The sequence below is a fragment of the Jiangella alkaliphila genome (assembly GCF_900105925.1).
Classification (GTDB): Bacteria; Actinomycetota; Actinomycetes; order Jiangellales; family Jiangellaceae; genus Jiangella; species Jiangella alkaliphila.
Map to the genome: position 1 here is coordinate 205,852 of NZ_LT629791.1, position 12,160 is coordinate 218,011.

General features: G+C 72.5%; 11 protein-coding genes. 5 read left to right on the forward strand and 6 right to left on the reverse strand.

Annotated elements, in window-relative coordinates; genetic code table 11:
* Position 1: 1 nt before the first annotated feature.
* Genes BLV05_RS01015 through BLV05_RS01025 form a run of 3 tightly spaced genes read right to left on the reverse strand, consistent with a single transcriptional unit; the run spans position 2 to position 2,920 of the window.
* Complete coding sequence (locus BLV05_RS01015) at positions 2-838, reverse strand: LLM class F420-dependent oxidoreductase (RefSeq protein ID WP_197683488.1); 837 nt, start codon at positions 836-838, stop codon at positions 2-4.
* 41 nt (positions 839-879) lie between these two features.
* Entirely contained in the window at positions 880-2,142 is a 1,263-nt protein-coding gene (locus BLV05_RS01020; RefSeq protein WP_046768349.1) for an ATP-grasp domain-containing protein, read from the reverse strand.
* Between the two features lies 1 nt (position 2,143).
* Positions 2,144-2,920 carry a nicotianamine synthase family protein gene (locus BLV05_RS01025; RefSeq protein WP_160312736.1) on the reverse strand — a complete coding sequence of 259 codons (777 nt, stop codon included), beginning with the start codon at positions 2,918-2,920 and terminating at the stop codon, positions 2,144-2,146.
* A 282-nt stretch (positions 2,921-3,202) separates the two neighbouring features.
* Here BLV05_RS01025 and BLV05_RS01030 point away from each other — a divergent pair, with 282 nt between their 5' ends.
* Complete coding sequence (locus BLV05_RS01030; RefSeq protein ID WP_052762377.1) at positions 3,203-3,715, forward strand: hypothetical protein; 513 nt, start codon at positions 3,203-3,205, stop codon at positions 3,713-3,715.
* 169 nt (positions 3,716-3,884) lie between these two features.
* Here BLV05_RS01030 and BLV05_RS01035 read toward each other — a convergent pair whose 3' ends face one another.
* Positions 3,885-6,650, reverse strand: a complete 2,766-nt coding sequence (locus BLV05_RS01035; RefSeq protein ID WP_052762378.1) for a DUF5107 domain-containing protein — start codon at positions 6,648-6,650, stop codon at positions 3,885-3,887.
* Between the two features lie 137 nt (positions 6,651-6,787).
* On the opposite strand from BLV05_RS01035, the gene BLV05_RS01040 reads away from it, so the two are divergent.
* From BLV05_RS01040 to BLV05_RS01050, 3 genes are all read left to right on the forward strand, one after another.
* Positions 6,788-7,552, forward strand: coding sequence for an IclR family transcriptional regulator (locus tag BLV05_RS01040; protein WP_046768350.1), 765 nt, complete (start codon positions 6,788-6,790; stop codon positions 7,550-7,552).
* 149 nt (positions 7,553-7,701) lie between these two features.
* Positions 7,702-8,802 carry an Ldh family oxidoreductase gene (locus tag BLV05_RS01045; RefSeq protein WP_052762379.1) on the forward strand — a complete coding sequence of 367 codons (1,101 nt, stop codon included), beginning with the start codon at positions 7,702-7,704 and terminating at the stop codon, positions 8,800-8,802.
* A gap of 4 nt (positions 8,803-8,806) precedes the next feature.
* Positions 8,807-9,427: a type 1 glutamine amidotransferase domain-containing protein gene (locus BLV05_RS01050; protein ID WP_046768351.1), complete on the forward strand. Its 621-nt coding sequence runs from the start codon at positions 8,807-8,809 to the stop codon at positions 9,425-9,427.
* Between the two features lie 4 nt (positions 9,428-9,431).
* On the opposite strand, the gene BLV05_RS01055 is transcribed toward BLV05_RS01050, so the two are convergent.
* Positions 9,432-10,187 carry an SDR family oxidoreductase gene (locus BLV05_RS01055; protein WP_046768352.1) on the reverse strand — a complete coding sequence of 252 codons (756 nt, stop codon included), beginning with the start codon at positions 10,185-10,187 and terminating at the stop codon, positions 9,432-9,434.
* Positions 10,188-10,305: 118 nt separating this feature from the next.
* On the opposite strand from BLV05_RS01055, the gene BLV05_RS01060 reads away from it, so the two are divergent.
* Positions 10,306-11,172 carry a helix-turn-helix transcriptional regulator gene (locus BLV05_RS01060; RefSeq protein ID WP_046768353.1) on the forward strand — a complete coding sequence of 289 codons (867 nt, stop codon included), beginning with the start codon at positions 10,306-10,308 and terminating at the stop codon, positions 11,170-11,172.
* A 5-nt stretch (positions 11,173-11,177) separates the two neighbouring features.
* Here BLV05_RS01060 and BLV05_RS01065 read toward each other — a convergent pair whose 3' ends face one another.
* Positions 11,178-12,110, reverse strand: coding sequence for an FKBP-type peptidyl-prolyl cis-trans isomerase (locus BLV05_RS01065; protein WP_152690707.1), 933 nt, complete (start codon positions 12,108-12,110; stop codon positions 11,178-11,180).
* Positions 12,111-12,160: the final 50 nt, after the last annotated feature.

Consider the following 12,160-nt stretch of genomic DNA (forward strand, 5'->3'; position numbering starts at 1 on the left):
CTCACCGCCCGGCCGCGAGCGCCGTCCACTCGTCGAGCGTGGCGAGCAGCTCCGACTCCGTGCCGGCCGGCAGCAGCAGGAGGCACCGGTCGATGCCGGCGCCGGCCAGCGCGTCGAGCAGCCGCTTGTCAGGCGGGGTGTTGAACACCGTGACGGGGATCGAGCCGCGGCCGGCGTCGGCGGCGCGCTGGCGGAGCACCGCGGCCCGCCGGCCCAGCTCGTCGACGTCGGCCAGCCCGCCGCACTGGGGGAACCAGCCGTCGCCGAAGGCGAGCACCCGGTCCTCGACGCCCGGGCCGTTGCCGCCGACCAGGACCGGCGGGTGGGGGCGCTGCAGCGGCTTGGGCCAGGACCACACCGGCTCGAAGTCGACGTACTCACCGTGGAACTCGGCCTCGTCGGTGGTCCAGATCTGGCGCATCGCCAGCACCCGCTCCGCGAGCAGCGCCATGCGGGTGCGTGGATCGGTGCCGTGGTTGGCCAGCTCCATGCGGTTCCAGCCGGCGCCGACGCCAAAGACAAAACGGCCGCCCGACAGCCGATCGAGCGACGCGACCTCCTTGGCGGTGACGATCGGGTCGCGCTGGGTCACCAGGCAGACGCTGGTGCCGAGCGTGAGCCTGCTGGTCACCGCCGCGATCGAGGACAGCGCGACGAACGGGTCGTAGGTCTCGGCATACCCCCGGGTCGAGCTGCCATCGGCCCGCCGGCTGTGCACGGGGATGTGGGTGTGCTCGGGGAAGAACAGCGACTCGAAGCCGCGCTCCTCGACGGCCCGGCCGAGCGCGGGCGGTTCCATGCCGTACTCGCCGGCGAAGGTGGTGATTCCGATGTCCACGACGTCAACGTACATCCGCGGCGGCGGCCGGCCCTCGTCGCTCAGATCGAGGCCGGGGCGACCTCGGCGCCGTCGGCCAGCCGCAGCCGCAGCGAGCCGACGGCGGTGGCCGCGAACTCGCCGGCCCGGTCGCCCGACGGGTCGACGGCCAGGACGTGGCCGACGCGGTCGTTGTTGTCGCGCGGACGGCGCACCGCCCCCGGGACGTCGAGCTGCCAGCGGGCGATCGACGGGTTCGCGTCCAGCTCGTCCCGGCCGTCGACGCCGGTGACGACGCCGTCGACGGGCGACAGCACGAACGCGACCGCCGCCGTGCCGGTCGGGTGCGGGTCGAGCGCCGGCGTGCGGCCGAGCGCGAGGTCGACGAGCAGGGCGAGCGGGTTCACCCCAGTGACCGTGCGGACGAGGTCGAACACGTAGCCGCCGCCCTGGCGCGGGTTGATCTCGACGATCCGCGGCCCCGACGGCGTCAGCCGCAGCTCCGTGTGGCTGAGCCCGTGGCTGTAGCCGATGGCGGCCAGGGCGGCGCGGACATGCTCCGTGACGGCGGCGGCGACAGCGGGCGGCAGTGGCGCCGGGAAGACGTGGCCGGCCTCGACGAACGACGGCGTGACGCTCTTGCCGGTGATGCCGAGGATCGTCGTCTGGCCGGCGACGGTGACCGCCTCGACGCTGACCTCGGGGCCCTGGAGCACCTCCTCCAGCAGCAGCCGGCGGGCCAGCGGCTGGTCGCGGGTGTTCCGCTCGACGCCGGTGACCTCGTGGAACGCGTCCTTCAGCGCGGCCTCGCCGTCGACCAGGTGCACCGACGTGCCGGAGTTGAGGTCGACCGGCTTCGCGACCAGCGGGAAGCCGAGCTCCGTCGCGCGGGCCAGCGCGTCGTCCCACGTCGCGGCGACGGCGAACCGCGGCCCGGGCAGCCCGGCCCGCGCGAGCACCGTCCGCACCGCGTCCTTGCGCACCGCCCGCCGCATGATGTCCGGCGACGCGCCGGCGAGGCCGAGCATCCTGCCCAGCTCCGCGACCGCGTCGAGGTAATAGTCGCAGGTCGTGAGCACGCCGTCGATGCGCCGCCGGCAGACGATGCCGATGACGGCGGCGGTCATCGAGGCCCGGTCGTTCGTGTCGACGACGATCACCTCGTCGGCGTCGCGCACCACCGGGTGCCGCTCGCCGTCGACGTCCGGATAGAGCCCGGGGTCACGAGTGAACAGGATGTAGTCGTGGCCCAGCTCGCGCAGCAGCGGCGGCAGCGCGAGCCCCGTCGACTGCACCCAGCTCTCCACCATGAGCAGGGTCGCCACGTCAGCCTCCTGCCCGGGCCAGGATCGCCGAGTTGATGACGTCGTTCACCGGGTGCACCTCCGTGAGGGGCTCGAAACCGTCGAGCGCGGTCCGGTCGATCGGCGGGTAGAGCAACGTGCGCAGGCCGCGGGCGCTGCGGGCGAGCAGGACGGCGCCCGGGCGCATCGTGTCGGCCAGGTGACGCAGGATCCGCCGCTTCGCCTCGAGCGTGTCCCCGACCAGCGCGGCCAGCACGACCACGTCGTAGCCGGACAGATCCGCCGCCAGCACGTCGGCCTCGTGGAAGCCCAGCTCGCCGTAGCCGAGCGCCGTCGCCACCCGTTCGCCGGCCCGCAGCGCGGCGGCGTCGCGGTCGAAGTTGTCGACCGACGCGTCCAGCTCGCCGGCCAGGTAGAGCGAGCTGAGCGGCAGCGGGCCGGAGCCGACGAACGCCACCGAGCGCACCCGCCGCGGCAGCGCGGACGCGAGGATGCCGATCTCCATGCGGCTGAGCTGCCGGTAGTTGCCGAAGTACGGGAACCGCGCCAGCTCCTCGCGCGGCGGCCGGCCGGCGACGATCCGGTTCGCCCAGGCGTGCTCCAGCTCGCCCTCGCCGAGGGCGCAGAGGGCGCGCAGGCGGGGCGCCAGGTGCTGGATCTCGACGTCGTTCAGGACGGCCGGCACGGTCTCCGCCGGCGCCGTCAGCACCAGCCGCACCAGCCGGTCGAACAGCCCGTCGACCTCCGGCCCCGGACGAAGATCGTCGCGGGCGGCCAGATCGCGGTACACCTCACCCACCGACGCAGTAATGTCCTCCGCCGTCGGACGGCGAGGGTCGGTCACGTCGATTTGACCGAATATGTTGCTAGTGAGACTCATGTTCATCGGGGCCGATCATGACACACCCGATGGTCGCGCCGCTGCCGAACACGCGAAGAAGCCGCGCTTGCCGACCGCTCGGCGCCGGGCTGTGGACAACCGAGCGACTATCCACAAGTCGCGTCCGCAGCGGCCCGGCACCGCGCCTGCATGGGCAGACTGGATGGCTGATCCCGTCAGTGCGCCGAAAGGGGTGCGACCGTGGCGTTGCACGCCTATGCCGACGAGTCCAAGAAGAACGACTACATCCTGGCTGCTGCCCTCGTGTCAGCGAGCGACGTCGCCGCCGCTCGTCGCGTTCTCCGCGACCTGCGTATCGGCAAGCAGCGGCGCATCCACTTCAAGGACGAGAAGCCGGCCCGCAAGGAGCAGGTCCTCGCCGCGGCTCTCGAGGTGAGCTCCGGCTGCCGCCTGTACGTGTGCGGTGGCCGGCGAAGCGCCCGGGAGAACTGCCTCAGCCGGATGGTCCCGGATCTGGTGGATCTCAGCGTCGACCGTTTGGTACTGGAGCTGGACACCGCCACCGAGCTGCTCGACAAACGAGTCCTGTTCGAGGAGACGAGGAAGGCCGGCGCCGCGATGACCTATCAGCACGAGCTCGCGCACCACGAGCCGCTGCTCTGGGTGCCCGACGCGATCGCGTGGTGCTGGGCGAGCGGCGGCGGCTGGCGCCAACGCGTGGCCGACCACGTCACGGTCCTGGACGCCGGATAGCGCGAAACCCCGCCTACCAGTCATTCCGGCTGGCCGCGGGGCTCACTTCTTCGGGCTAGTGCCCTCAGCACGACAAGTCAAACACACCCGCGCGACCAGCGTCCAGCCGGCCGCGCCCCTGGAATCGCTGCGGACGTTCCAGGAGCGCGGCCTCAGCCGGTGCGGCCGGTCAGCGGCTCTCCTCCGCGGTCAGCAGCGTCTGCCGGCCGCCGGAGACCCGCTCGAGCACGAGCTGGACGGTGGTGGCGGAACCCGCGTCGGCCTCGAGCTTGGCCGACTCGTACTCGTCGCTGCGGAACAGCTCGCGAACCAGCACCTCACCAGACGCGGCGTCCACCAGCGAGGCGCGGAAGACCGCGTCGCGGCCGAGGTCGGTCGGGAAGACGTGGCCGCTCACGGTGCCGTCCTCGCCGAAGTCGACGACCGCGGCGCCGTGCTCGTTGGCGTTCGTGACGCTGTACAGGTCCTGGATCGGCATGAACGTCTCGGTCCACGACTTCGTCTCGCCCGGGCCGAGCACGTCGGGCAGGAAGAACCGGTCCGTGACGCCGCCCCAGGGCTCGACGTAGGGCCGGCCGGAGTTGCCCTTCGAGTACGGGTTGGTGTCGAAGGAGCTGTTGAAGCCCCAGGTCCAGAACTTCATCCCGGTGGTGATGTCGTTCTCCGACACCCGGATGACGCCCTCCTCGTTCTCGTGGTTGACCGCGCCCCACCAGTCGCCCTGCGGGTTCTCTGGCAGGTCGAGGCCGTAGGCGATGCCGTTGCCGCCGAGCCACCGCGACAGGTAGCGCATGTTGTCGAAGTACAGCTCGCGCCCGGCCTCGCTGTTGGGCGGCGCATCGGGATTGACGCGGCGCTCGACGTCGGCCATCCAGGTGTAGGACGAGTCGCGTCGGACCTGCTCCAGTGGGGTCAGGTGCTCCACCGTCGGCGAGCCCTCGTGCAGCGGGCGGCCCGGGCCGAGCGTCGTCAGCGTCCAGTACTCGTACTCCTTGGCGACGGCGCCCGGGTTGTGCAGCGACACGTCGAGGTCGACGACCGGCTTGTCCTTGAAGACGGTGTAGGTCGCCGAGATCTCCATGCCCGTGGCGCCGTAGCGGAACCGGCCGTCCTGGCGGTGGTTGATGGTGTCGGTCTTGGTCATGACGATCGACACGCTGTCGTCGGTCTCGACGATCTCGTAGTCCCACGGCAGGAACCAGTACTTGCCGTGCTCGGCCTCGGAGAACGTCGGCGCGACGCCACCCCAGACCATCAGCCAGTTCGCGTAGAACGGCGAGTTCGCGCCGTGACCGTAGGGCGTGCCGACGGGGTTGGCGTACAGCAGGTCGTTGCCGGTCGGCTTGTAGATCAACGAGAGCAGCCGGGCGCCGTAGTCGGGCGTGAACGTCGCCTTGATGTACTTGTTCTCGACGACGATCGCGTCGACCTCCTCCTCGACGACCCGGTCGCTGACGTTCGCCTGGTCGACGCGGTAGTCCGGCGTCGGCGTCCCCGGCGTGAACGTGTAGTCGTAGTGGGTGAACGTGGTCGAGGCGTCCTCGTCGACGGTCAGGTAGTCGCGGTCGCGCGGCTCGTAGTCCGCGCCGCGCTCGGGCAGGTCGCCGGCGGGCGCGGTGAACTCCAGCGTCTCGGCCGCGGCGTTGGTGACGCCCGCGACGTCGGTGACGCTGCCGGCCAGCAGCGTCACGGCACCGGACGAGCCGCGCCCGAACACGCTGCCCTCGGCCAGGCTGACCACGATCGTGCGCCGGTCGGCGAAGTAGGCGGCGGTGTGCCGCAGCGAGCCGGCCAGGTCCGCGGCCACGCCCGGGGTTCCGGACGGGTCCGCACCGGCGTCGGCGACCACGCCGCTGAGGTCGAGGACCGTCGACAGCTCGGCGACGCTCAGGCTGTCGCCGGTGGTGCCGGTGCGCGGGCTCTCGACGACCGGGCGGTCGCCGATGCCGTTGGGCCGCCAGGTGGGCAGCTGTGCGAGCTCGGCCAGCTTGTGGTCGAAGGTAACGGTGAGCTGCCGGCGGTCGTCGCTCACCTCGACGCCGGCCAGGCCGTTCGCGTGGGGAACGGCCGCGCCCGTGAACGTCACGGCGCCACCGACCGGTGCAGCGGGGTCGACCCGGCCGGCGCTGGTGCGCAGCGCGCCGTTCGCCGCCGTGCCGGTCGGGTTCCCGAGCAGCTGCAGCGCGTGCTGCTGACCGGCGGCGAGGTCGGCGCCCAGGTAGAGGTCGTAGACGCGCGAGTCCGAGCCGGCGACCTTCTGGACGTACGTCGCTGCGACGCCGCCGACGGTGATGCGGCTCGGGTTCGTCGTGTAGGCGTGCGCCGCCATCCCGGCCAGGATCGGCTGGGCGAACGTGACGCGGACCAGCCGCGACGTGACCGGCTCGACGCTCGCGACCGAAGCGAGCGTGGCGGCCGCCGGCGACCCGGCGAACGCGAACCGCGCGGTCGAGGCGCCGGCCAGCGCGCTGCCGTCGGCGGCCCGGATCCGCAGGTCGTCGAACGACGACCCGGCGCCGTCCAGCCACAGCTGGTAGGAGCCGTCGGCGGCCAGTGTCGTCGTGGCGGGCAGCACGATCCGCAGCGTGTCCTGCTCCGGCGTGTCGACGGCGAACACCTCGGCGCCGAGCGTCTGCAGGTCCGCGCCGTCGAGCGCGGCGTCCGGGCCGCCCGCGGTGCCGCCGTCCACGTGGATGAAGGCGCGGACGGCGTTCGCGTTGGCCTCGACGTACTGCCGCAGCCCCTCGTCCAGGGCCCGGTCGAAGTCGATCTCGATGGTCTTGTCGTCGGTGGCGACGACGCCCTCGATCGCGAGGCCCTCGTCGGCGCCGGCCGGCCGCGAGCTCGTCAGCGGGATCAGTGCCGCCAGCACGAGCAGGAGAACGAGACCGATCGGCAGTGACCTGAGTCTGTGCGGCCCGGCTGCGGCGATCATCGGGCAACCTCCTCGGTAGGATGTGGCGCGCGTTCCCAAATACGAACAAAGTTCGCTATCGTGGACGCGAACGTACTGCGATGATTCGACCTTCGTCAAGACACGCGACGAGGTCCGGAACGAGGGGGAGGAGAGCCATGCCCGGCTCCAAGGTGGTGCGCTCGGTCGACCGCGCGCTGGAGATCGTCGAGCTGCTGGCCCGCAGCGAACGGCCGCAGACGCTGGCGGAACTGTCCGCCACGCTCGACATCCCGAAGAGCACGCTGCACGCGCTGCTGTGGACGTTGACCGGCCGCGGCTGGATCGAGTCCGACGAGGCCAGCGGACGGTTCCGCATCGGCCTGCACGCGCTGCTGGTCGGCCGTTCCTACGTCGAGTCCGACAACCTGGTCGCGCTGGCCGCCGCCGTCCTCGACCAGCTCGCCGCGGAGACCGGCGAGACCGTCCACCTCGGCCGCCTCGACGGCACCTCCATCGTCTACCTCGACAAGCGCGAGTCCGTGCACCCGCTGCGGCTGTTCTCCGCGATCGGCCGGCACCTGCCCGCGTTCACCACCGCGCTGGGCAAGTCGATCCTCGCCGGACTCCCGGACGACCAGCTCGAGACCCACCTCCCCCGGCCGCTCACCCGGCTCACGCCGCACACCATCGCCGACCTCAAGGCGCTGCGGGCCGACCTCGCGCTGACCCGCGAGCGCGGCTACGCCGTCGACAACGAGGAGAACAGCGAGGGCATCAAGGGCTTCGCCGTCGCCCTGGGCACCACGAACCCGCCGCACGACGCCGTCAGCTGCGCCATCCCGATCGCGCGCCTCCACGACGACACCGAGGAGGCCGTGGTCGCGCGGCTGCGCGAGGCCGCGGGCCGCATCAACGGGCGGGTCTCCAGCCGGGCCTTCTGAGTCGCCAACCAGCGACCTTGACGGGGTGCACCGGCGGTTGTAGCGTCACCGTGCACCATCTGGAACATTGTTCCTATTTGGGAACATGAGCGGGCTGCCGCTCCCGCACCGGAGCCCGGTCACGACCTCCGAGCCCCGTAGGAGCCCCGTTGAGCGACCAGCCACGGCTGTACCGTCCCGCCGACCTGACGGCCTTCACCACCGCGGTCCTGCGGGCGGCCGGCTGCTCCGCGACCGAGGCCGCCCGAGTCGCGTCGTGCCTGGTCGAGGCCGACGCGCGCGGCCTGCCCTCGCACGGGCTGTTGCGGCTGCCGCTGTACGTGTCGTCGGTCGACGCCGGCGGGATCGTGCCGGACGCGCCGATGACGTGGGCGCACGAGCACGGCGCGACGGCGACGCTGGACGCCGGCTTCGGGTTCGGCCACACCGCCATCGAGCTGGCCATCGAGCGCGCCGGCGAGCTGGCCGGACGCTACGGCTGCGCGGTCGTCGGGGTACGCCGGAGCACCCACTTCGGCATGGCCGCTCCCTGGGTGGAGCGACTGGCCGCGCGCGGTATCGTGACGTTCGTGCTGTCGAACACCGGCCCGTCGATGGCACCGTACGGTTCGGCCGAGCCGCTGCTGGGCACCAACCCCATCTCGATCGGTTTCCCGGTCGACGGCCGGCCGCCGGTGGTGCTCGACATGGCCACGTCCGCCGGCGCGTTCGGGCGCATCGTCGCCGCGGCGAAGAACGGCGACGACATCCCGGCGGGCTGGGCGCTGGACGCCGCGGGCGCGCCGACCACCGACCCGGAGGCCGCGCTCAAGGGCGTGCTGCTCCCGTTCGGCGAGCACAAGGGGTCGGGCCTGGCCATCGCCATCGAGCTGCTGGCCGCGGCGTTACCAGGCGCGCTGCTCAGCCACCAGATCACCGACATCTGGGTCGACCCTGGCTCACGCATGGGCACCGGGCACCTCGTCATCGCGATCCAGCCGGGCAGCCTCACCGGCACCGGCGTCTACACCGAGCGGGCGGTCGAGCTGACCGACCGGGTCGCGTCGTCGACGCTCGCCGCCGGCCACCCCGCGGTCCGGCTGCCCGGCGACGTCGAGCGGCACCAGTCCGAGGCGGCGCACGCCGGCGGCGTCGCCCTGGCCGAGAGCACGACGGAGGACCTCGACCGGCTCGCGATCCGGTTCGCACTCACCCACATCCAGCCCATCGGCACCACCGACACCTCTCACCGCAACGGAGCAAAGGAGTAGTCCTGTGGGGGCCCTGGAAGGCAGCAGCATCCTCTTCATCACCGCGCACGAGTTCGAAGACGTCGAGGTCCTGTACCCGCTGCTCAGGTTCAGCGAGGAGGGCGCGGCGATCACCATCACGTACCCGCCCAAGGACATGCCCGGGCACTTCTCGCCCCGGTCCTACGCCCCCGATAAGCCGATCACCGGCCGGTTCGGCACCACCATCCCGTTCGTGGTGCTCGAGGAGGGCAAGCGCTGGCGCCAGGCGCCCACTGCCGACGTCTCCGTCGACGACTACGACGCGGTCTACCTGCCCGGCGGCTTCGGCCCCGACGCGGTCCGGCTGCACGCGCCATCGCGGCGGCTGGTCGCCGAGGCGCACCGCGCCGGCAAGGTCATCGCGTCCATCTGCCACGGCCCGCAGATCATGATCTCGACCGACCTGCACGAGGGCACCGACCTCATCCGCGGCCGCCGCTGCACCGCCTACGCCGCGGTGCAGGACGACCTGAAGAACGCGGGCGGCGTCTTCGTCGACGAGCCGGCGGTGGTCGACGGGAACGTCGTCACCGGACGCGTCCCCGACGACCTGCCGGAGTTCTGCAAGGCCGCCATCGAGGTCATCGCCAAGACGAGGGCCTGAGGGCTCAGCCCTGCTCCACCGGCACAACGACCAGCTCGGCGACGTTGACCCGCGGCGGGGCGGCAACGGCGTAGGCGATCACGTCGGCGATGTCCTCGGGCACGAGGATCTCCATGGACTCGCGCCACCCGGTCAGCTGCTCGCGGTTGCCGTCGTGCTGCATGCCGGCACCGAGCTCGGTGCCGACGAAACCGGGCTCGACGTTCTTGACCCGGACCTTGCGCGGCCCGAGCTCAGCGCGCAGGTTGCGGGTCAGGTGCGCCACGGCCGCCTTCGTCGCGCAGTAGACGGCGTAGTCGGGGAACACCATGTGCCCGCCGACGGAGCCGACGTGCACCAGGTCGGCCGCGCCCCCGCCGGCCGCCGTCGCGATCAGGTCGTCGGCGAACGCCCGGCCGGTGTGCAGCAGGCCGGTGATGTTGGTGCCGATCATCTGGTCCCACTCGCGGGTGTCGGCGGACTCGAACGGCGCGGCCAGCATGACGCCGGCGTTGGCGACGACGAGGTCGGCCCGGCCGAACTCGGCCCGGACGGTCGCGGCCGCGGCCCCGACGGCGTCCTGGTCGGTGACGTCGACGGGCACCGCGAGGGCGCCGATCTCGGTGGCGAGGGCCTTCAGACGGTCCTCGCGCCGCCCGAGGACGGCGACGGCGGCGCCGTCGGCGGCGAACCGGCGGGCGGTCTCGGCGCCGATCCCGCTGGTGGCGCCGGTGACGACCGCGACGCGGCCGGTCAGGGGTCCTGCGTTGGTTGTGGTCATGGCTTCAGGCTGCGCGCTGCGGGCGGGTCCAACCAGATCGGCTGACGACCAGGAGACCGGACCCTGGGAGTGGCACGGCCACCCAGCCGCGCCGACGCAGCGCCTACGCTCAGGAGGTATGGCGGACGGCGACAACCGGCTCGGCGAGTACCTGCGCGCACGGCGTGAGCTGGCGCAGCCGGCCGACGTCGGGCTGCCCGGCGGGTTCGGCCGGCGGCGGGTGCCGGGGCTGCGCCGCGAAGAAGTGGCGATGCTGGCCGGCGTCAGCGCCGACTACTACGTCCGGCTCGAGCAGGGCCGCGACAAACACCCGTCCGAGCAGGTCATCGAGGCCCTGGCCGGTGTGCTCGGGCTCGACGACGACGCCGTCGCCCACGTCCGTGAGCTGGCCCGGCCGGTGAGCCGCCGTCGCCGGCCGCGCCCGAGGGCGGAACGGGTCAGCCCGGGCGCGGAACGGCTGATCCACAGCTGGGCGTTCACGCCGGCCCTGGTCTACGGCCGCTACCTCGACGTGCTGGCCGCGAACGCGCTGGCCGGCGCGTTGAACTCGTGCCTGCGCGCGGGCGAGAACCAGGTGCGCGCGTTCTTCCTCGACCCGGTCGCGCGCGACGTCTATCCCGAGTGGGACATCATCGCCGCCGAGACCGTGGCCACCCTGCGCGCGACCGCGGGCGCCGACCTCGACGACCCGCGGCTGACCGAACTGGTCGGTGAGCTGTCGCTGAAGAGCGAGGAGTTCCGCCGGCTGTGGGCCCGCCACGACGTCCGGGTGAAGGTGTCCGGCACGAAGCGCTTCCGGCACCCGATGGTCGGCGACCTCACCCTCGACTACGAGACGCTGGCCATCACCGGTTCGCCCGGCCAGCTGGTCATCGCCTACCACGCGGAGCCGGGCAGCCCGTCCGAGCAGGCGCTGGCGCTGCTCAGCAGCACGGTCGGCGCCACGACGCAGGCGCCGGTCAGGCCGGCCGAATCAACCCGCTGAGCGACTCACATACCGGCCAGGATGTCGACGACGACCACCACGGTCGAACCCGCGGGCACCTCCTCCGTGCCCTCGGCGCCGAACGCCTTGTCGGGCGGCAGCACCAGCAGCACCTGGCTGCCGATCGTCTGGCCCGCCAGCCCCTCCTGCCAGCCGGTCATCGCGTCGGCCAGCCGCATGACCGTCGTGGTGCCGCCCTGCCACGTCGAGAACACCTCGGTCCCGTCCCACAGCCAGGTGCTGGAGTTGACGACCAGCCAGGAGTCCGCGCTGACGGGGTCGCCCGCCCCCGTGATCAGCGGCTGCACCACCATGCCGGCCGGCGGCTCGCCCTCGGCCGGCGTCAGGGCGGGCGTGCCGTCGGCGGCGAGGGTGACGACCGGCAGGCCGGCCGGCGGAGTCACCGCGGTGCCTTCGGCCCGCTCGAAGACCGGGCCCGTGCCGAGGATCTCGAACGAGTAGATCGTCGTGTGACCGTCGGCCGGAGCGCCGAACAGGACCCGGGAGCCGACCTGCGCCCCCAGCATCGAGTCGAGCAGCGCCTGCGGCAGGCCGCCCGGCTCGGCCAGCAGCAGCTCGGGGCCCTGCTCGTAGGAGCTGGCCTCGATGGTCTGGGTATCCGGATTGAAGGATGCGACGTGCACGGCCACGGCGTCGCCCGACTCGACGACCGGGCCGGCGCCGACGTCCGCCACCCGGGCGACCTCCCCGGTGAGGGCGAGTGGTGTCTCCACGTTGAAGAACGGCATGGTGCCCGGGTTCCCGGTCAGCGTGACGCCGGCCAGGGCGGCGACGTCGGCCTCGTGGTCGGCGGGAGGGGCCTCGGCCGGGGGCGGCTCGGCAGGCGCGGACGGCCCGGCAGGCACGGACGGCTCGGTGGTCGATGCCTGGTCGCGGGCGGACGTGTCGTCGTCCGGCCCGTCTCCGGAGCACCCCACGAGCAGGAGAAGGCTCAGGGCCGTACCGGCCGCGATGACGGAAGCGCTAC

What these genes read in the sequence shown, in the direction of transcription:
- BLV05_RS01035 (WP_052762378.1), bottom strand. Translation starts at nt 6,650, where the DNA reads ATGATCGCCGCAGCCGGGCCGCACAGACTCAGGTCACTGCCGATCGGT.
- BLV05_RS01040 (WP_046768350.1), top strand. Translation starts at nt 6,788, where the DNA reads ATGCCCGGCTCCAAGGTGGTGCGCTCGGTCGACCGCGCGCTGGAGATC.
- BLV05_RS01055 (WP_046768352.1), bottom strand. Translation starts at nt 10,187, where the DNA reads ATGACCACAACCAACGCAGGACCCCTGACCGGCCGCGTCGCGGTCGTC.
- BLV05_RS01060 (WP_046768353.1), top strand. Translation starts at nt 10,306, where the DNA reads ATGGCGGACGGCGACAACCGGCTCGGCGAGTACCTGCGCGCACGGCGT.